We start from the raw sequence: 21,227 nt of genomic DNA, 5'->3' as shown, positions 1-21,227 counted from the left end.
CAACCCCGCCCAACTGCCATTATCAACCCCCCGCACGATGAAGAAAGCCATTCTCGCCCTGGAAGACGGACGTTATTTTGAAGGAGAAGCCTTTGGTTCCACCCAGGCAGGCTCGGGGGAAATCTGTTTCAACACCTCCATGACCGGTTACCAGGAAGTCCTCACCGACCCCTCCTACCGCGGCCAGATCGTCGCCATGACCTACCCGATGATCGGGAACTACGGCATCAACCTCCTCGACGACGAAAGCGACGAACCGCATGTGCGCGGTTTTGTCATCGAAGAACTTTGTAATGTCCCCAGCAACTGGCGCAGCACCGAGAGCCTCGACGACTACCTCAAACGCTGGAACATCCCTGGCATCCAGGGCATCGACACCCGCGCCCTCACCAAACACCTGCGCACCCTCGGGGCCATGCGCGCCGTCATCACCAGCGAAGGCACCGTCGCCGACGCCATCCAGCTCGCCCAAAACAGCCCATTGATGAAAGGCAGCGACTTCGTCAAGGAAGTCACCGCCGCCAACCCCTACGCGTGGGACGAAACCAATCAACAAAGCCGTCTCTGGGACATCCCCAACCCCAGCCAGGGCCACAGCGGTCCACCCGAAGGCGTCTTCCACGCTCTCGGCGAAACCAAACACCGCGTGGTTGCCTACGACCTCGGCATTAAACGCAACATCCTGCGCCGCCTGCGCCAGGAAGGATTTGATGTCCACGTCGTCCCCGCCACCACCAAAGCCGACGAAGTCCTCGCCCTGAAACCCGACGGAATCTTCCTCAGCAACGGCCCCGGCGACCCCGGCGCCCTTGACTACATCCACGCCGAAGTCCGCAAACTCGCCGAACAAAAACCCGTCTTCGCCATCTGCCTCGGCCATCAAATGCTCGGTCACGCCTTTGGCGGCAAAACCTTCAAACTCAAATTCGGACATCGCGGCGGCAACCAGCCCGTCCAGGACGTCCGCACCGGCAAGGTCACCATCACCAGTCAAAACCACGGTTTTGCCGTCGATGCCGACTCCCTCCCCTCCAATCTCGAAGTCAGCCACATCAACTTGAACGACGGCACCGTCGAAGGCCTGCGCCATCGCGACCTCCCCGTCTTCAGCGTCCAATACCACCCCGAAGCCGCCCCCGGCCCCAACGACGCCAGCTACTTCTTCAAAGAATTCGCCTCCCTCATCGAGTCCAGCAAATAGCGAGAATTTGGGGAGCATACGCATCTTGCGTGTCGTTCTTGGCATCTTGCCAAGAACACGGACGCGAAGCGCCTCAGACGCTTGCCCAATTTCCCATGGGCCACCGTTGAAACCCGGGGACTTCGTGTTGCGCCGGTTAAAAAACGCCACCAATCGTGCGACCAACCTGCCCGTGCTCAGCCGCCTCCATCCGCCTACCTTCAAGCCCCTCACTCCTCAAAATCTTGGATCTTGGAATCTTGAATCTTGAATCTTTCTTGCCACTCCACCCCCCGACTGCTAAAAACGTCCCCAGTTATGCCAAAAATCAGAATCAACACCACCGACGGCTCGACCCTTGAGTTTGAACTCGAAGCCGAACGCTATCGCATCGGTCGCGCCCAGGACAACGACCTCGTCGTGCCCGACGGCTCCGTTTCCAGCTACCACGGCGAAATTTTTGTGACCCCCAACGGCATCGACTTCCATGATCTCGGCTCCACCAACGGCACCCACGTCAACGGCCAGCGCGTTGAAAAAGCCAGCCTCAGCCACGGCGAAGAATTCCGTATCGGCAGCTGCCCCGTCGTTTACGAAGGCGACGCTCCAGCGTCAGCTCCCGCCTCCGCCGACGAAGGCTCTGCCCCAGCCCCCACTTCCATCTACGAAGACGACGCTTCTGAACCCGACTTCTCCAACGAAAGCGCTGGCAGCGGCTGGGAACCCGCCACCGTCACCAACTCCGCCGCCGCCATTACCGGTCTCGGAGCCACCCCCTGCCCCGCCCACATGCGCCAGGGTTTTGGCCCCAAAGCGAAGAAAAAACAAGCGGGCAGCGGCCTCATGATCCTCGGCATCCTCGGCATCGTCTCCTGCATCGCCGGCGTCGTTATGATCCTGCAAATGGGCTCCTAACCTCTCTCTGCCGAGCACAAAACCCTCATTCGTCGTCCCGATCGGCTTGACGACACCCCTCCGTGCCTGTTTATCAGGGTGGAACATCGCGACCTGACCACGTCTACGTCTGTCTTTGCTCCCACGGCATCCCAGTTAGTCAGTTACCATTCCATCCAAAGCACATGTCAAACACCATCATCGTCGGTCTCCAGTGGGGAGACGAAGGCAAAGGAAAAATCGTCGATTATCTCACCGAGCGCAGTGACGTCGTCGCCCGCGCCCAAGGCGGCAGCAACGCCGGCCACACCGTCATCAACAACGACACCAAATACATCCTCCACCTCATCCCCAGCGGCATCCTCTGGCCCGACAAGATTTGTGTCATTGGCAACGGCGTCGTCATCGATCCCATCGGCCTGCTCGCCGAGATCGACAAACTGCGCGGACAAGGCGTCAACATCACGCCTGAAAACTTGCTCATCAGCGACCGTGCCCATCTCACGCTTCCCTACCACCAGTCCCTCGACAAAGCCCGCGAAACCCGTCGTGGCGAGAACGCCATCGGCACCACCGGACGCGGCATCGGACCTACTTATGCCGACAAAATCGAACGTCAGGGCCTGCGCATCACCGACCTGCGCGACACCTCCAAGCTCGCCGCCGAAATCGAATGGCGCGCCGCCCTGCACAACCAGGAACTCGAAGTCGCCGGTTATGAAAAAGTCAACGTCGCCGAAGTCGTTGAAAAAATCACCGCCGCCGCCATCCGTCTGCAGCCGCACATCACCAACACCGTCGTTTATCTCAACCACGCGTTGGACAACGGCATGAAAATCCTCTTCGAAGGCGCCCAGGGCAGCTACCTCGACATCGACCACGGCACCTATCCCTTCGTCACCTCCTCCAACACCACCGCCGGCGGTGCCTGCACCGGTAGCGGCGTCTCCCCGCGCAAAATCGATTGCGTTGTCGGCGTTGCCAAAGCCTACACCACCCGTGTTGGCGGCGGACCCTTCATCACCGAAAGCCAGGAAATCTCCGACATGCTCCACGGCATGGGCCGCGAATACGGCGCCACCACCGGACGCGAGCGCCGCTGCGGCTGGCTCGACCTCGTTCTCATCCACCACGCCGTGATGATCAACGGTTGCGATCAACTCGCCATCACCAACCTCGACGGTCTCGACACCCTCCCGACCATCCGCATCTGCACCGCGTATGAACTCGACGGCCAGATCATCAACCACCCTCCCTCCACCATCGCCGAGATCGAGCGTTGCAAACCCATTTACGAAGAGCACGAAGGCTGGTTGGAAGACCTCAGCGGCAAAACCGACTATGCCGACCTGCCCGACAAAGCCAAAGCCTACCTCGCCCGACTCGGCGAACTCGCCGGAGCCCCCGTCACCCTCCTCGGCATCGGCCCCTCCCGCGACCAGACCCTGGTGGTAAGTTAACTCCCCCCCTGGGAGCGCCGGACTCCAGGCCGGCTTTCCGAACAAGACCGGCATACGATCATGAAATGTTTCTACGATCCATCTCAAGACGCCGTCGGTTTGTGCCGCTCTTGCCTGAGAGCGGTCTCACAAGAACATCTCGTCGATTTAGGAAAAGGATTGGCATGTAAAGGCCGCTGCGAAACTGATGTTTCAAAGATCATCATGTCGATGGAAACCTATCATCAGTCCATCGAATCAAATCGGAGATCAACCGCCAAATTGGAGAATGCGCTGAAAGTGCAAACAAAGGTGGGCTATGGAAACTCTGTGCTTGCTTGTGTCCTGGGGGCCATGTTTGTAATCGCAGGAAAAGCAAGTTCCGAGATTGCTTTCATGTTTTACCTCGGTCTCGCCCTTTTTGTCTACGGAACTTGGCGGGCCATGTGGATCACCGCATACAGAAAAGCCGCGGCTTCGGATTAGACGACTCGGTGATCGCTCGATTCAGCATCAGCCCTCCATAGCAAAACCCACAGTTGAATCTCCCGTCTATCGAGCCCTGCAAACTGGTGGTCATTTGCATTGCGCCAATACACCATCGACAGCGCCCAAGATTTTCGCTCTACTGGCATTTGTCCTCAGCGAAAATTGCCGCGCCGTCATGTTCCACCGACTGATTCTCTACATCACCATCGGCGCACTGGCATCCGTCGTTCTCCTCACGCTCAATCCCGTCAGCAACACCCTGCTTAAACTCGCCTTTCTTGCCGCGCTGCTGACGTTCTGGTCGGGCTTGATCTACCTCATCTGGAACCGTCGTCCAGCGCGTCTCACCCTCCTGCTTCTCCCTGTCATCCCCTCCGTTCTCCTGCTCCTGCCAGCACGCCCGGTCGATACCAAACAACTCACCTCCAGCTACCTCAGAAATCTCACCAAATATGAATCCGTTCGCTACGTGTGGGGCGGCGAGAGTTTCTTTGGCATCGATTGCTCCGGCCTCCCCCGCCGCGCCTTGCGCGACGCTCTGTTGACCTACGGCCTCTCCCACCTCAACTCCAACGCCCTGCGGACCTTTCTCCAACACTGGTGGTTCGACGCCAGCGCCCTGGCCCTGTCCAAGGGTTATCGCAACTGCACCACCCCCGTTGGCACCAGCGGAACCATCAAGACCATGGACTACACCAATCTCCTTCCTGGCGACCTCGCCATCACCCGCGGTGGGGCCCATCTCATCGTCTATCTCGGCAACGATCAATGGATTCAAGCCGACAACGAAAAAGGAAAAGTCCTCACCCAAAGCGGCCGCACCGACGAGAACGGCTGGTTCCACGCCAAAGTCACCACCCATCGCTGGAATCTCATTTCTTCCCCGCGCTAGCCTTACTCATCCATTCGCCTTTTATCCTTCCTATGATGCGCCGCCACTTTCTCACCTCCGCCCTAGCTTCGATCCCCGCCATCGCCGCTGCCCAAGCCGAAGGCCGCAAACCTCGCATCGTCCTTCGCTCCTCCTGGCAAACCGTCAACATCGGCGACATCGGCCACACCCCTGGCGTCCTCGCCATTCTCGAAAAACACCTCCCCAATGTGGAAGTTATCCTCTGGCCCTCCGACGTCAGCAACGGCGTCGAACCCATGCTGCTCAAACGCTTCCCCAACCTCGTCATCACCAAAGACCGCCGCATCATCGACACCTGCGACTTCCTCCTCCACGGCTCCGGCCCCTACCTCACCGCCCATCGCGACGTCGCCATCTGGAAAAACGAAGTCAAAAAGCCCTACGGCATCTTCGGCATCACCATGGCCCCCGCCGGCGACCCCGGGCTCAAAATCATGAGCAACAACGGCCTCGACGACTACACCAAGGACCTCCTCGACACCGCCTCCTTCGTTTTCCTGCGCGACCCCAAATCCCTCCAGGTCGTCAAAGACGCGAACGTCAAATCCCCCATCATCGAATTTGGACCCGACGGCGCCTTCGCCACCGACCTCCGCAATGACGAAACCGCCCTCTCCTACCTGCAAGCCAACAAGCTCGAAGAAGGCAAGTTCCTCTGCGTCATTCCCAACCTCCGCAACGCCCCCTACTGGCGCATCAAACGCGGCACCAAATTCCATCCGGAAAAACATCGTCGCAACGAAGAAATGAAAGAGCACGACCACGTCCTGCTCCGCGAAGCCATCATCGCCATCCTCCGCGAAACCGACCACAAAATCCTCATCTGTCCCGAAGACTCCACCCAGATGCAGGAAGGCAAGGAGCTCCTTTTTGATCCGCTTCCCGACGAACTCAAACCCCGCGTTGTCTGGCGCGACAAATTCTGGCTCACTGACGAAGCCCTCAGCATCTACGTCCGCAGCGCCGGCCTCTTTGGCAGCGAAATGCACAGCCCCATTATGTGTATCGGCAACGGCATCCCCGCCATCGTCTGCCGTTTCGTCGAACAAACCACCAAAGGTTTCATGTGGGAACAAATCGGTCTCGGCGACTGGCTCTTCGATCTCGACAACCAAGAAAACCGCACCCGCCTCGTCCCCACCATCCTTGCCATGGCCAAAGACCCCAACACCGCCCAGGCCAAAGCAAACAAAGCCCGCCAATACATCCAGACCCGCCAGGCCGAACAATGCGCCATCCTCAAACGCCTGCTTTAACTCGACCATCCATCAAAAAATCTCAGCTTTGACTTTCCTTATCGACCGTATTTTTCTAAGCTGAAAAATCTCGTCCTCCCACGACGTCTCCTAAATCCCCAAGTTCCGCCCGCCCCATGAAGCATTCCCGTTCCCGTCTCCTCGCCCTCAAAGTCTGCGCAAGTCTTTGCATCGCCGCTGCCGCCGCCCCTTCTGGAATCGCCGCCCCCCTTTATTTTGACACGGTCAATGCCAACGGAACCCTCAACGCGGGCTCCTCCAACTGGTCGGCCGCCACCGTGACTTGGAACACCGCCTCCGATGGCAGCGCTGCTCCCCTGGTCGGCTGGACCACTGGCAGCGACGCCATCTTCCAAACCGGCGGCACCAACACCCTCACCCTCACCGAAAACCTCAGCGCCGCCACCATCCAGCAAACGGGAGCCGGAACCCAAACCACCATCGGTGTCGCTGCCGCCGGACCCGTCCTCACCCTCACCGGCAATGCCAACGCCGTCAGCAACAACAGCGGTTCCGCCCTCACCTTCGGCACCAACCTCGACATCCTGCTCGCCCCCATCGACAACCTCGTTGCCCAAACCTGGAACGCCGCCGCCAATTCCAGCATCCTCGTCAACGCGCGCCTCACCGGCGTTGCTGGCAGCGCCGCCACTGGTGGACTCAACAAAACCGGCGCGGGCCTGCTCGCCCTCTCCGGAGCCAACACCTACTCCGGCTTCACACGCCTCAGCGAAGGGATTCTTCGCGCCGATTCCGCCACCGCCTTTGGCACCAGCGGCATCATCTTCTCCGGCGGCACCCTGCAATACGGCACCGGCATCAACACCGACTTCTCTACCCAATTCTCCCAGGCCAGCAACACAGCCGCCTACAACATCGACACCAACGGCAACAACGTCTCCTTCGCCACCTCCCTCGCTGGCAATCAAGGCTTCATCAAAAAGGGCCTCGGCACCCTATCCATGTCGGCCAGCAACACCTTCACAGGCACCGTTATCGTCGAAGCTGGCATGCTCAAAGCCAACACCGGATTCAACCCCAACCCCTTCGGCGCAGCTAACAATCTCATTGATGTCCGGGACGGTGCTACGCTCGACCTCAACTGGCGCCGCGACACCGTCAATACTGCCCTGCAAACCTACACCTCAAGATACAATCTCACCGTCACCGGCAAAGGCATTGTCGATACCACCGGCCTGGTCTTCGGCGGCTACCTCGGAGCCGTCACCTCTTCCGGCACCTACAGCGCCACCGACAACCCCTTCACCAACATCACCATGACCGGTGCCACCACCTTCTCCACCACCCCCGGAGCTGCCCGCTGGGGAATCCTCAACATCAACGCCAACAATCACGACATCACCTTCGTCAACGCCGCCGGCATCAGCTGGCGCGCCACCAGCAACACCCAGGCCGTCAACGTCCGCAACATCAACATCGAACAAGGCCACGTCTACGCCGACGGCAACTTCTTCGGCGACGTCGCTGGCGGCGTCATCAACATCAACGCCAATACCCCCCTCACCACTGGAGGTCCTGTTGTCCGCGGCGCGCTGCAAAATTACGTCAGCACCAAAAACATCGCCAAAAATATCCGTCTCAACGGCGGCTTCATCCAGTTCGAAGGTCTCAATGCCGACCTCACCCCCCAAACCTGGTCCTTCTCCGGCAACATCGAACTCGCCACCAATCCCCTCGCCCGCAACAACATCAACGCCACCAACTACCTCCGCGACATCAAAATCACCGGCCAAATCACCGGCACCAACGGCTTCGACTACACCGGCATCGCCAACAGCACCGACCCCCGCTACACCGTCCTCACCATCGGCAACAACAGCAACAACTTCACCGGAATCATCCGCCACCAACGCGGCATCATCCGCATGTCCGACGGCTCCGTCAGCAGCAACGGCACGCTCGGCAACACCAGCAACGAATTCAACTTCGCCACCGCCGCCAACATCGCCATCCTCGACCTCTTCGGCACGTCTCAAAACATCGGTGCCCTCAACGGCGCCAGCGCCACCAACCACTTCGTTCAAAACAACCGCACCAACACCACCTCCACCCTCACCGTCGGCAACGGCAACACCACCGGTGATTTCGCAGGCATTCTGCGCGACTACGGCACCTTGCTTGCCGGCAACGCCTCAACAGGCAACGCCGCCTACACCGGCGATGGAGCCACCGGAGCAGCTCTCGGCTTCCGTAAAGTCGGCACCGGCACCCAAACCCTGCGTGGCGCGAGCACCCATACCGGCGACACCATTGTCGATGACGGCACCCTCCTCGTCCGCAACACCCCCGGCGCCGGCACCGCCGCCACCGGCCTCGGCAACTTCACCGCCAACGGCACCAGCATCGTCGGCGGAACCGGCAGCATCACCGGCGCTGACTCCAAAGACATCACCCTCGGCACAGGCACCTTTCTGATGGTCGGCAACACCCGCAAAACAACCACCGGCGGTGCCATCGCCTCCGAACTCCTGCTCGGTTCCGCCACCACCGTCGACATCGCCCTCAACGGCACCGTTCAGGTCGACATCTTCGCCAACACCGCCGGCATCGTTTCCACTGAAGCCGACCGGCTCAAACTCGTCAGCAACGGAGCCACAACTGTCGGCGGCATCCTGGAAGTCTTTGACACCACCGGCACCTCCACCACCTGGACCCTCGGCAACTCTTGGCAAATCATCGACTGGACCGGCGTCACCAATCGCACCGGCACCTTTGCCAGCCTCGTCCTGCCTACTCTCAATACCGCCCTCTACGCCTGGGACACCAGCGCCCTCTACACCACCGGCACCATCACCGTCGCCAACGTTCCCGAGCCATCTAGAGCGCTCCTTTTTGTCCTCGGCTTTACCCTTTTGGCCCTACGCCGCCGCAATCGCTGAAAGCATTCGTCAAGGAGGGGAGCACACGCATCCTGCGTGTCGTTCTCGGCATCTTGCCGAGAACCCGGACGCGCAGCGCCCCTTATCCTACACTCCACACGAAAGTGGGGGGTAAACTCCATACAAATTTTCCCCCTAACTCCGTATACTCCCCACAGCCACGCTTTCGAATTTCCCAACTCCGCACCCCGCCTTTCCCATGAACCGCCGCCACTTCCTCAAATCCGCCACCGCCGCAGCCGCGTTCGCCCCCTCTCTGTCGCAAGCCTCCTCCATCGCCCACATGCCCAAGGGCAAGGCCGAACACTGCATCTTCATCTGGCTCGGCGGCGGCATGTCCCAGGTCGATACCTTTGACCCCAAACAACGCGGCAATCCCAAGTCCACCCCGAAAATCGCGGGCTCGGACTACGCCGCCATCGATACCGCCGTTCCCGGTGTCCAATACACCGAACACCTCGCCAAAACCGCCAAACTCGCCGACCGCTGCACCGTCGTCCGCACCGTCAATCACCGCATCGTCGACGAACACGCCTTCGCCACCAACGTCGTCCACACCGGACGCATGATCAGCGGCACCGTCACCTACCCGTCCATTGGTTCCCTCGTTGCCCACCAGCGCGGTTCCGCCAGCGACGACGCCCCCGCCTACATGCTCATCGGCTATCCGAACGTCAGCCGCGGCCCCGGCTACCTCGGACCCAAACACGGCTACATCTACCTCACCGACACGGACAGCGGCCCCGCCGGATTCTCCCGTCCCGCCGGACTGCAAACCAGCCGCATCGAACGCCGCCAGCAACTTCTTAACCAGTTCAATACCGAGATCCCCGACGACTCCGCCCTCGCCGCTTACGAAGAAGTCCAGCAACAAGCCCTGCGCCTCGCCGGACCCACCTTCATGCGCAACTTCAACCTCAAGGAAGAACCCGCCGCCCTGCGCGAAGCCTACGGCAGCGAATTCGGCCAGCGCTGCCTCCTCTCCCGTCGCCTCGTCCAGGCAGGCGTGCGTTTCATCGAAGTCTCCCACAACCTCAACTTCGTCAACGGCACCGGCTGGGACACCCACAACGAAGGCCAGCTCAACCAGCACCTCCTCATCCAGGACCTCGACACCGCCCTCGCCGCCCTTATTGCAGACCTCGAAGACAAAAAGCTCCTCGACAAAACCTTGATTGCCCTCGGCACCGAATTTGGTCGCCCTTCCAGCTTCGACGGCGGCGGCGGACGCGGCCATCAAGGCACCAGCTTCAGCCTCCTGCTCGCGGGTGGCGGACTCAACCATTGCGGCGCTTACGGCGTCACCGATGAGCTCGGCAAAGAGATCCTCGAAAACCCCGTCTCCGTCCCCGACTACCACGCCACCATTCACGCCGCGCTCGGCATCGACCCTTCCAAAGAACTCCACGACGCCGGCCGCCCCGTCCCGATCACCGACGGCGGCAAGCCCATCGCCAGATTGTTCAGTTAAACAAAGGACCGCGAAGTTTCACTTCGCTCTCATCGATTGAGCTATTCACACTCCGGGGTTGAAGCGACGCCAAACGCATCACCGGTTCGGCCCATCCACCACTCCAAAGCGGAGAAAATCTCCGCACTCCAAAAGCCCGTCCCATTCCTCGACCTTTGGCAATCTCCTGCCAAACACATTCACTGCAAACCTTTGCAACCCGTCCATCGTAATCATACGCGATGGCCACCAACCCCGAAATCGACTCTTCCCCACCCTTGCCCGGCGAAATCCCGGTCATGGTTCTACCCGATTGCCATCTCTTCCCCGGCTGCCTGCTTCCCCTCTACATCTTTGAAGAGCGTTACCGCAAAATGCTCGATCATTTGCTCGGCTCCAACCGCATCTTCTGCATCGGCAATCGCACCGGAGAGGGCGATAAAGACATCAGCCCCTGCTCCACCGCCGGCCTTGTCCGCGCCTGCGTCCGTCAGGACGACGGCACCTCCCACCTTCTCCTCCTCGGCCTCCAGCGCATCCGCTTCACCGGCTGGCTCCAGCAGCGCCCTTTCCCCATCGCCTCCATCGAGCCCATCGTCTCCATCCAAGGCAATTTCGAACAGACGCGCCTTCTCAAAGACCGCGTGCTCGACCTTTTTTCCCAACACGGCGAAACCGCCAGCCAGCTTCGCGACACCCTCGCCGAAAGCGAAGACCTCGAACTCGTTGCCGACGTCCTCAGCTATCACTTCACCCGCTGCCCCACCCTTCAGCAAAAGCTGCTCGGAGAAGCCAACGTGCAACGCCGCTTCGAACTGATCATCGAAGCCCTTGAAAAACATAAACCGAGCGCCAAGTAGCCGCCACTCCAGCCGAGCGACAACCTACTTTTCCAACAGCTCGCGCACCATCACCGGATCATCCGTGATGATTCCATCCACGCCCGCCTTCGCCACCAGCGACGCCAGTGCTGGATCATTCACCGTCCACACATACAACTCCATTCCCGCGTCCTTCACCTTCTTCACCAAGGCATCCGACCACGGAAAATCCTTGCTCAACGAAATCCCGTCCAATCCATCCTCACGCGACTCTTCAATCACCCTCTCCACCGGGATCGCCCTCCTCTGTTTGTCCTTCGCCGAAGACAATCGATAAACCTTCAACCACGGCATCGCCTCTTTCACTTCCGCCACCACCGCCCTCTCAAAACACATCACCACCAACTGCTTCGCCCTCAACCTCATTCCTTCCAACTCCCTCTGCAAAGCCGGCACAATCTCCACGCCGCACTTGATCTCGATGAACGCCCTTTGATGCCCCACCGGCAACGTCGCCAAAGCCTGCGTCAACGTCGGCACCCGCTCGCCCTTCCACGTCTCCCCCTTCCAACTCCCCACATCCAGCTTGAACAAATCCGCAGCCGCCGTCTGCGCCACCACCAACCCCGGCTTGCCCCCCGTTTTCAACGTGTCCTTGTCATGCATCAGCACCATCTGCCCATCCGCTGACAACAGAATATCGAACTCACAAGCATCCGCCTTGTGCTCCCACGCCAGATTCAAAGCCGCCACCGTATTCTCCGGAGCCCGCAGCGAAAAGCCCCGATGAGCAATGATCTCAGTCGCCGTGGCATGCTTCACCCCACCACCAAACAAAACCAACAACAAAGCTGCAACAAAAACCTTCATCATCCTCACCAAACGTCATCTCCCATAACAAACCTGCAAGCCCACCACCAAAAAGGCAGTGCACGCTGAAATTGACACCACTGCACCACTGCACCATAATGCACCCATGAGACTCACCATCAATCTTGACGACGATCTCTATGCTATGGCCCGTGCCCACGCCGTCACTTCCAAGCTTTCCATCAGCAAGGCCATCAGTGATTTGCTTCGTCATACTCGCCAACCCGCCATCCAATCAATTCCTCACTCACAGGGCATTCATCCAATTTCGGGTTTCCCTGTTTCAAAAGGCGATGGCCGCCCACTCACCGAAGAAGACATCCGCCGCAGTATTGAAGACGAAGACGTCCGCCACCTCGAACTCATGGGCCTCACGCCCGAACAAATAGAAAAAGCCATGCAATCATGACCTGGCTCCTTGATGGCAGTGTTCTCGTCGCAATGACGCTTCCCGGTCATCCTCATCATGAACGGGTTCACCATTGGCTCGCGAGCCTCCGACTCGACTCCATTGCCACCTGTCCCATCACCGAAGGCACCCTTCTACGACTTCACCTTCAGCACGCCCAAGACAAATCCATCGCCGCCGCCTGGGCCGCCCTCACCTCCCTCCACGCCCATCCCCGGCACGTCTTCTGGACCGACTCCTTCTCTTACACCGCCATTGACCCCACCCGCCTCAGCGGCCACCGTCAGATCACCGACGCCTGGCTCGCCGAACTCGCCCACCGCAAAGGAGCCAAACTCGCCACCCTCGACCTCGCCCTCTCCGTCCTCTGGCCCCACTCCACCCAACTCGTCCCCGTCTAACCCACCGCATTCCTCCCAAGGCTCAGTGATTAGCCTTTATCCCTTATCCTTTATCCTTTCATTATGCCCGCCCTCACCGTCAAAGACCTCCATCGTCGTTACCACCTCGCTGGCCATGAAATCCATGTCCTTCGCGGCCTCACCTTCGACGTCGAGCACGGCGAGAAAGTCTTCCTTCGCGGTGCCTCTGGAGCCGGCAAAACCACCCTTCTTTACACCATGGGCGGACTCGAAAAACCCACCTCCGGCGACGTCCTCATCAACGGCCAGCCTCTCTACGCCGCCAGCAAAAATCAACGCGCCCACATCCGCAACCAGTCCCTCGGCTTCGTTTTTCAAAACTACCACCTCATCCCTGACCTCACCGCCCTCGAAAACGTCGCCCTTCCCTCGCTCATCCGAGGAAAACCCGCCCTCGAACGCGCCAGCCAGCTCCTCGAACGCGTGGGCCTAGGCGAACGACTTCAACACCTCCCCACCGAACTCTCCGGTGGCGAACAACAACGCGTCGCCCTCGCCCGCGCCCTCATCAACGATCCCAAAATCATCCTCGCCGATGAACCCACCGGCAACCTCGATGCCCAAAACGGCAAGCAAATCATCGATCTTCTTTTCGGCATCATTGAGGAATCCAACCGCACCCTCGTCGTGGTGACTCACGACGCCCAACTCGCCACTCGCGGCGACCGCACCCTCATTATCGAGAACGGCCAACTTGCCGCCTAAAGAGAAAATCCTCCTCTTCCTCTTACTCCTCCTCCTACTCCCCACGCTGCGCTCCACCATCACCCAGCGCCAGCAGACCACCCCTCGTTCCCTTTTCAAAAACTCGTCCTCGTCCTCGTCCTCCTACTCGAACTCGTCCTCGACCACCGCGCTGACCATCCGCCAGAAACCTTTTCAAATCACGCCAAGACATCCGACGGCCACCCTCTCCGGCATCCCCTTCCACAATCGAGGACGAGTTCGAGTAGGAGGACGAGGACGATCCCAAACCCAAACCCGTGCCCACCTCCCTCGTCATCCGCCTATCTCTTCTCAGCCTCCTTCTCACGCTGTCCACCATTTCCGCCACAGCCCAGGAAACGGAAAGCACCTGGCTGCGTTGGTTCAGCCGTGACCTCCGCACTCTCGAAACCCAAATCCAATCCACCCGCGACGCCCTCACCCAACTCGGCGTCCCCGTCATGGCTCAAACCACCGCCGAACTCGGCTACCAGCACCAGCAACTGCAAACCCCGCCCCCCACCTCACCGTGGATTCAAATCGACCTCGGCACCTCCCAACCCATCGATTGGGTGGTTCTCGTCCCCGCCCTCGTCGACTGGCAACCCGGCGAACAAAAGACCTACGGCTTCCCCCGCCGCTTCCGCATCGACATCTCCGACGACCCCGCCTTCACCACCTTCACCCCGCTCGCCGTTTTCACCGAAGAAGACTTCCGCTCCCCCGGCCTCGCTCCCGCAGTCTTTCGCGCCCGCGGTCTCCGTGGCCAGTTCATCCGGCTCACCGTCACCAAACTCGCCGAAGAAAACGGCACCCACTTCTTCGCCCTCAGCGAACTCATGATCGTTCAAGGCATCAAGAACATCGCCCTCAACAAAACCACCACTGCCACCGCCTCCAACTCCACCACCCTCCCCCCGCGTTGGAACCTCAAAAACCTCATCGACGGACGATCCCCCCTCGGCCCTCCCATCGAACGCCACCTTCTTCCCTACGACGGACTCTTCGCCGACCAGACCAGCCCCGCTGAACCCGCATGGATCGCCATCGACCTCGGTAAGTCTCAACCCATCGACGAAGTCCGACTCCACCCCGTCCACGCCCGACTCGGTGCCGACGTCCCCGGCTTCGCCTTTCCCCTCCGCTTCCGGGTCGAACTCTCCGACGCCCCTGACTTCACCAATCCCACCGTTCTCCTCGACGCCACCAACGAAGACTTTCCCAACCCCGGCAACAATCCCGTCACCACCCCCGTCAACCAACTCAGCGGACGACACCTGCGCGTCCTCATGATCCAGGACGCCCCCGGCCGCCGCAACTCCTTCGGCCTCTCCGAAATCGAAATCTTCTCCAACCATCAAAACCTCGCCCCCGCCGCCACCGTCACTTCAAGCCCCGACCGCTCCGATCGCCCCGAAAAACGCCCCCCTTCCCTCATCGTCGATGGCCACACCAGCTACGGTCACCTGCTGCCGCTCCCCCAATGGCTCGAACGCTGGCAATCCCGCCGACAACTCCAGGACCAGCTCTCCGACCTCCAATCCCAACACACCGAAATTGAAGACCGCGCCCGCCGTCGCGCCTGGACCCTTGCCGCCTCTCTCGCCCTCATCCTCCCCATCGCCGGCATCACCTTCGCCATCTTCGAACGCCGATCCCGCACCCGCGCCCTGCTCAATCTGCGCAACCGCCTCGCCCAAGACCTTCACGATGAAATCGGCAGCAACATCGCCGGCATTGCCATGATCAGCGAAACCGCCGCCACCCAGCCCGACAGTCCCAGCGCTCAAAAAGAAGACCTCCAGGAAATCAACCGCATCGCCCAAGAAACCACTGAAGCCATGCGCGAAGTGCTCTGGCTCGTCGGCGCCCGCGCCGAATCTGGACCCGACCTCATCACCCTTCTCAAACGCACCGCCAACCGACTCCTCACCGGCCTTACCGTCAACTGGACCCAGCTTCCCGACCAAGCCCCCACCACCTGGCCCGCCGAATCCCGCCGTCAGGTCTTCCTTCTTTTCAAAGAAGCCCTCACCAACATTGCCCGCCATGCCCAAGCCAAACACGTCACCCTCTCACTTGAGTTCGACGAACAAAATCTCATCCTCATCATCACCGACGACGGTCGCGGATTCGATCCTCAGCAAAAATCCAACGGCATGGGCCTCACCAGCATGAAGCAACGCGCCAAAACCCTGCACGCCCGCATGACCATCACTTCCGATCTCAACACTCCCGGCACCCAAATCCACCTCACCGCCCCCATCCAGTAAATCTTACTCTTGCTCCTACTTCCCATCCATCAACCATCGTGCATCATTCCTACTTTATCCTTTAGCCTTTAGCCTTTAGCCTTTCAAAGTGCCCTCCGTCTGGATCATCGAAGACAACCCCGCGTTCCGCCGGGGCATTGAGCGCGTGCTTGCCCAACACCCCATCTTCACCGACATCCAAAGTTTCCGTCGCTGCGAAGACGCCCTCGCGCTTCTCTCCAACAACCCTCCCGAAACCATTCTCCTCGACATCGGACTTCCCGGCATGGACGGCATCGAAGGCATCACCCGCATCAAACAAATCGCTCCCGACACCACCATCCTCATGCTCACGGTGTTTGAGGACGATGACAAAATCTTCCGCGCCGTCTGCGCCGGAGCCTCCGGCTACCTGCTCAAATCCGAGCCTGCCAAACAAGTCATCGCCGCCATCGAACAAGCCCTCGCCGGCGGATCCCCCATGAATCCCCGCGTCGCCCGCCGCGTTCTTGAAATGCTCACCAAATCAGCGCCGCCTCGCACTGTCCCACCCAGCCCTGAGCACGATTTGACCGACCGCGAAATCGCCGTGCTCGAACTCATGGTCGACGGCCTCGCCCGCAAACAAATCGCCGACCAGCTCGACCTCAACCCCCACACCACCGACTACATCATGCGCTGCATCTACAAAAAGCTGCACGTCAACTGCCTCGCCTCCGCCATCTCCATCGCCATGAAAGACGGCATCGTAAAACGATAGCCTCCTTCCATCATCCTCTCCGCACCGTTCACGGGCTCCCGAAAAAACCAATCGGCCCCTTTCCCGTTTACGAACTCCAGTAAGTAGGAAGCCACCTGCATCCATCGTAAGATGTAGTGATGCTTCTTCCGCGCCTTCTCATCTCCAACCATACCATCGCCGTGCTCTGCACTGTGATCATGACCTTGGCAGGACCCGCGTCTGCCGCACCCGCCCCCATTTCATACAATCGCGACATCCGCCCCATCCTCTCGGAAAACTGCTTCTACTGCCACGGCCAAGACGGCAACCAACGCAAAGCCGACCTTCAACTCAACACCCTCAAAGGTCAGCGTGCCGATGGCAACATCATCCCCGGCAAACCCGACGAAAGCCGGCTCATCCAACGCATCCTCAGCGACGATGCCGACGAGTTGATGCCCCCACCCGACTCCCATCGCACCCTCACCCAATCCCAAAAAGACCTCATCATCGAATGGGTCGCCCAAGGTGCCCCCTTCGAAAACCACTGGGCTTTCGAAGCCCCGACCCGACCCGCCGTCCCCACCGACATCAGCGGCCCCATCCGCAACGAAATCGACCGCTTCGTCCTCGCCAAATTACGCGAACATCACCTTCAGCCCTCCCCCGAAGCCGACCGCTCCACCCTCCTGCGTCGCGTCACCCTCGACCTCACCGGCCTCCCCCCCACCCTCGACGAACTCAACGCCTTCCTCGCCGACACCTCCCCCGACGCCTATGAGAAAGTGGTCGACCGCCTCCTGCAATCCCCCCACTACGGCGAACGCATGGCCCTCCCCTGGCTCGACGCCGCGCGCTACGCCGATAGCAACGGCTTCCAACAAGACGGCGACACCTTCCAGTGGATCTGGCGCGACTGGGTCGTCAAAGCCCTCAACGCCGACATGCCCTTCGACCAGTTCAGCATCGAACAACTCGCCGGCGACCTCCTTCCTAATCCCACCAACGACCAAAAAATCGCCACCGCCTTCAACCGCAACCACCTCATCAACGGCGAAGGCGGCGCCATTGCCGAAGAACAACGCAACGTCATCCTCTTCGACCGCGTCGACGTCACCAGCACCACCTGGCTCGGGCTCACCGTCGCCTGCGCGCAATGTCACGACCACAAATACGACCCCATCACCCACCGCGACTACTTCAGCCTGATGGCTGCCTTCAACAACGTCTCCGAAACCGGTCGCGCCGGCGGCGGCGGCTCCCGCATCCGTTCCGCCCCTCCCCTGCTCGAACTCAAAACCCCAGAATTCGACCTCGGCCTCGCCGCCCTCAAACAAAAAACCGCCGACGCCATCACCGCTGCCGAACCCGATTGGGAATCCCAGCGCAACCAGCTTCAGCTCAAGTGGGAGGACCAAATCCTTGCCTCCACCGACCCCCTCGAAGAAAACTGGAAACGCCTCATCGAAGCCGCCCGCGACACCAAACCCAACACCTATGCCGGAGGCCGCGTTCGCGTCGAATTCGACTCCGTCCGCCTCCCCAAACTCAAAGGACACGACCCCATCAAACGTATCGTCGCCGCCAAACTTGCCGAAGAAACTTTCGCCAAGGACGAACTGCCTCGCGTCATGATTATGGACGAAAAACAACCGCGCGAAACCCACGTCCTCGACCGCGGCGACTACCTCAGCCCCACCGAAAAAGTCACCATCAACACCCCCGCCTTCCTCCCCCCGCTCCCCGCCGACGCCCCCAAAAACCGCCTTGGCATCGCCCAGTGGCTTTTTCTTCCCGAACATCCCCTCACCGCCCGCGTCCAGGTCAACCGCATGTGGCAGCACTTCTTCGGCACCGGCCTCGTCAAAACCTCCGAAGACCTCGGCGTCCAAAGCGAAGTCCCCATCCATCAAGACCTCCTCGACTGGCTCGCCGTCGAATTCCGCGACAACGGCTGGCGCATCAAACCCCTCCACCGCCTCATCGTCACCAGCCATACCTACCGCCAAAGCAGCCGCATCACCCCGCAGCAGCTCGAACACGACCGCGACAACCGCCTCATGGCCCGCGCCAGCCGTCTGCGCCTCCCTTCCATGATCCTGCGTGACCTCGCCCTCAGCGCCAGCGGCCTGCTCAACCCTCAACTCAACGGCAAACCTGTCTACCCCTATCAACCCGAAGGCATCTGGGACGGACTCGCCATAACCAAAGAACGCGACTTCACCTATCCCCAATCCACCGGCTCCGACCTCTACCGCCGCAGTCTCTACACCTTCTGGCGTCGCACCGTCGCCCCCGCCAACATGTTCGACGCCTCCACCCGCCAAATCTGCAACGTCAAACCCAGCCTCACCAACACCCCCCTCCACGCCCTCACCACCCTCAACGACCCCACCTGGGTCGAAGCCTCCCGCGTCCTCGCCGCCAACCTCATCCGCCAGACCGCCGATACGGACATCCGTCTCACCCTCGCCTGGCAGCACTGCATCAGTCGCGAACCCACCACTGCCGACCTCTCCCGCCTCCGCCAGATGCTCGACCGCCAGCTCGAACATTTTCAATCCGATCCCTCCGCCGCCAAAAAACTCCTCACCGTCGGCGCAACTCCCACATCCCCCGAACTCGACGCCTCTCACCACGCCGCCTGGACCTCTGTCTGCCTTGCCATCCTCAACCTCGACGCCGCCCTAACACGCGAATAACTCAAAACTCGTCCTCGTCCTCGTTCTCCTACTCGTCCTCGACCCCCCGCGCCAAAAAACGCTCACCCGTCTCCAAACCACCCAGCGCTCACCCCACTCCTCCTCTTACTCTTACTCCTCCTCCTACTCCCCACCCAAAGTCCCCATCCGAGGACGAGTAGGAGAACGAGGACGATCCAGCCGAAGCACCCTTTATCCTTTCGCCTTTAGCCTTTAGCCTTTCTATGGACCCCATCCAGCTCAACCAAGCCCGTGTCACCCGACGCCAACTCTTCGGCAAAACGGCCACCGGCCTCGGCATTGCCGCCCTCTCCAGCCTCATCAAAAACGACGCCCTTGCCGGCAACAGCAACGCCCCCGCCATCCCCGGCTACCCCACCTCCACCCCTCACGCCAAACGCGTCATCTACCTCTGGCAAGGCGGCGGACCCTCCCACGTCGACCTCTTTGATCCCAAACCCCTCCTGCAAAAGATGGCCATGCAGGACCTCCCCGAGAGCATCCGCGGCACCACCCGCCTCTCCACCATGACCTCCGGCAACAAAGCCTGGCCCATCATCCCCGCCCTCAAGCCCTTCCGCAAAAACGGCAAATCCGGCATCGAAATCAGCGACATGCTGCCCCACACCGCCGCCATCGCCGACGACCTCTGCCTCATCCGTTCCATGAACACTGAGGCCGTCAACCATGCCCCCGGCGTCACCTTTTTCCTCACCGGCTCCCAAATCCCCGGCCGCCCCAGCCTCGGCGCCTGGACCACCTACGGCCTCGGTTCCGAATCCGAAGACCTCCCCGCCTTCGTCGTCATGACCTCGTCCGACCGCCAAAAATCCTGCGGCCAGCTCTTCTTCGACTACTACTGGGGCTCCGGCTTCCTCCCCAGCCGCTACCAGGGCGTGCGCTTCCGCAGCACCGGCGATCCCGTCCCCTATCTCACCAATCCCAACGGCGTCAGCCAGGCCGCCCGTCGCTCCCTTCTCGACGACATCCGCTCCATCAACCAGGCCCACCTCGCCGACTACGGCGACCCCGAAATCGACACCCGCATCAGCCAATACGAAATGGCCTATCGCATGCAAACCAGCGTGCCCGATCTCCTCGATCTAAGCGACGAACCCCAACATATCCTCGACCTCTACGGCCCCGACGTCCTCGAGAAAGGCAGCTTCGCCAACAACTGTCTCATGGCCCGCCGCCTCATCGAACGCGGCACCCGCTTCGTCCAGCTCATGCACGCCGGTTGGGACCAGCACAACAACCTCCACACCCAGCTTGCCATCCAGTGCAAAGACACCGACCAACCCTCCGCCGCCCTCGTCACCGACCTCAAACAACGCGGCCTCCTCGACGACACCCTCGTCATCTGGGGCGGTGAATTCGGCCGCACCCCCTTCGGTCAAGGCGACCCCACCAATCCCAAAGGCCGCGACCACTTCGGCAAAGCCTTCTCCCTCTGGATGGCTGGCGGCGGCGTCAAAGCCGGGCACGTCCACGGTGCCACCGACGACTTCGCCTGGAACATCACTCAGGACCCCGTCCACGTCCACGACCACCAGGCCACCATTCTCCACCTCCTCGGCATCGACCACACCAAACTCACCTATCGCTACCAAGGCCGCCAGTTCCGCCTCACCGACGTCCACGGCCACGTCGTCAAAGGCATCCTGGCCTAAAGGAGGAGGGACATTCCTGTCCCTCTCAGTCCTGCCGTCCAATCATGGGGAGCACACGCATCTGGAAAGTGTCGTTCCCGGCATCCTGCCGGGAACCCGACGCGAAGCGCCCATCAGTCCTGCCACCTGCA

17 protein-coding genes are annotated in these 21,227 nt (G+C 60.6%); 16 read left to right on the top strand and 1 reads right to left on the bottom strand.

From position 1 onward, the window contains the following. Positions 1–37 precede the first annotated feature (37 nt). From carA to FEM03_RS21370, 9 genes are all read left to right on the top strand, one after another. Complete coding sequence (gene carA / locus FEM03_RS21410) at positions 38–1,201, top strand: glutamine-hydrolyzing carbamoyl-phosphate synthase small subunit (protein WP_138088354.1); 1,164 nt, start codon at positions 38–40, stop codon at positions 1,199–1,201. A gap of 297 nt (positions 1,202–1,498) precedes the next feature. Continuing rightward, positions 1,499–2,095, top strand: a complete 597-nt coding sequence (locus FEM03_RS21405; protein WP_138088353.1) for an FHA domain-containing protein — start codon at positions 1,499–1,501, stop codon at positions 2,093–2,095. A 164-nt stretch (positions 2,096–2,259) separates the two neighbouring features. After that, complete coding sequence (locus tag FEM03_RS21400) at positions 2,260–3,534, top strand: adenylosuccinate synthase (protein WP_138088352.1); 1,275 nt, start codon at positions 2,260–2,262, stop codon at positions 3,532–3,534. A 60-nt stretch (positions 3,535–3,594) separates the two neighbouring features. Then, the gene (locus FEM03_RS21395) at positions 3,595–3,999 is read left to right on the top strand and encodes a hypothetical protein (protein ID WP_138088351.1); all 405 of its coding nucleotides are present in this window, start codon (positions 3,595–3,597) and stop codon (positions 3,997–3,999) included. Between the two features lie 178 nt (positions 4,000–4,177). Next, the gene (locus tag FEM03_RS21390) at positions 4,178–4,894 is read left to right on the top strand and encodes an NlpC/P60 family protein (protein WP_138088350.1); all 717 of its coding nucleotides are present in this window, start codon (positions 4,178–4,180) and stop codon (positions 4,892–4,894) included. A 32-nt stretch (positions 4,895–4,926) separates the two neighbouring features. Beyond that, the gene (locus tag FEM03_RS21385) at positions 4,927–6,171 is read left to right on the top strand and encodes a polysaccharide pyruvyl transferase family protein (RefSeq protein WP_138088349.1); all 1,245 of its coding nucleotides are present in this window, start codon (positions 4,927–4,929) and stop codon (positions 6,169–6,171) included. A 116-nt stretch (positions 6,172–6,287) separates the two neighbouring features. Continuing rightward, entirely contained in the window at positions 6,288–9,071 is a 2,784-nt protein-coding gene (locus FEM03_RS21380; protein ID WP_138088348.1) for a beta strand repeat-containing protein, read from the top strand. Positions 9,072–9,270: 199 nt separating this feature from the next. Then, positions 9,271–10,542 (top strand): DUF1501 domain-containing protein, encoded by a 1,272-nt coding sequence (locus FEM03_RS21375; protein WP_138088347.1) that lies wholly within the window; start codon positions 9,271–9,273, stop codon positions 10,540–10,542. A 221-nt stretch (positions 10,543–10,763) separates the two neighbouring features. After that, entirely contained in the window at positions 10,764–11,381 is a 618-nt protein-coding gene (locus FEM03_RS21370) for an LON peptidase substrate-binding domain-containing protein (RefSeq protein ID WP_138088346.1), read from the top strand. Positions 11,382–11,405: 24 nt separating this feature from the next. On the opposite strand, the gene FEM03_RS21365 is transcribed toward FEM03_RS21370, so the two are convergent. After that, complete coding sequence (locus FEM03_RS21365) at positions 11,406–12,215, bottom strand: glycerophosphodiester phosphodiesterase family protein (protein WP_138088345.1); 810 nt, start codon at positions 12,213–12,215, stop codon at positions 11,406–11,408. 103 nt (positions 12,216–12,318) lie between these two features. On the opposite strand from FEM03_RS21365, the gene FEM03_RS21360 reads away from it, so the two are divergent. The 7 genes from FEM03_RS21360 to FEM03_RS21330 all read left to right on the top strand — a co-directional run bounded on the left by FEM03_RS21360 (position 12,319) and on the right by FEM03_RS21330 (position 21,096). Then, positions 12,319–12,621 (top strand): hypothetical protein, encoded by a 303-nt coding sequence (locus tag FEM03_RS21360; protein ID WP_138088344.1) that lies wholly within the window; start codon positions 12,319–12,321, stop codon positions 12,619–12,621. Beyond that, positions 12,618–13,022, top strand: coding sequence for a TA system VapC family ribonuclease toxin (locus FEM03_RS21355; protein ID WP_138088343.1), 405 nt, complete (start codon positions 12,618–12,620; stop codon positions 13,020–13,022). The genes FEM03_RS21360 and FEM03_RS21355 overlap by 4 nt, the downstream gene beginning before the upstream one ends. Before the next feature lie 63 nt (positions 13,023–13,085). Next, complete coding sequence (locus tag FEM03_RS21350; RefSeq protein WP_138088342.1) at positions 13,086–13,748, top strand: ABC transporter ATP-binding protein; 663 nt, start codon at positions 13,086–13,088, stop codon at positions 13,746–13,748. Positions 13,749–14,026: 278 nt separating this feature from the next. After that, entirely contained in the window at positions 14,027–16,021 is a 1,995-nt protein-coding gene (locus FEM03_RS21345) for a histidine kinase (RefSeq protein WP_138088341.1), read from the top strand. An 88-nt stretch (positions 16,022–16,109) separates the two neighbouring features. Next, positions 16,110–16,760 (top strand): response regulator transcription factor, encoded by a 651-nt coding sequence (locus tag FEM03_RS21340; RefSeq protein WP_138088340.1) that lies wholly within the window; start codon positions 16,110–16,112, stop codon positions 16,758–16,760. Between the two features lie 119 nt (positions 16,761–16,879). Then, entirely contained in the window at positions 16,880–19,423 is a 2,544-nt protein-coding gene (locus FEM03_RS21335) for a PSD1 and planctomycete cytochrome C domain-containing protein (protein WP_240772869.1), read from the top strand. 224 nt (positions 19,424–19,647) lie between these two features. Then, positions 19,648–21,096 (top strand): DUF1501 domain-containing protein, encoded by a 1,449-nt coding sequence (locus FEM03_RS21330; RefSeq protein ID WP_138088339.1) that lies wholly within the window; start codon positions 19,648–19,650, stop codon positions 21,094–21,096. Positions 21,097–21,227 lie beyond the last annotated feature (131 nt).

Source organism: Phragmitibacter flavus (genome assembly GCF_005780165.1).
Lineage (GTDB): Bacteria > Verrucomicrobiota > Verrucomicrobiia > Verrucomicrobiales > Verrucomicrobiaceae > Phragmitibacter > Phragmitibacter flavus.
The sequence above is the reverse complement of the archived record's forward strand: the minus strand, read 5'-3'. Positions and strand labels throughout refer to the sequence as shown.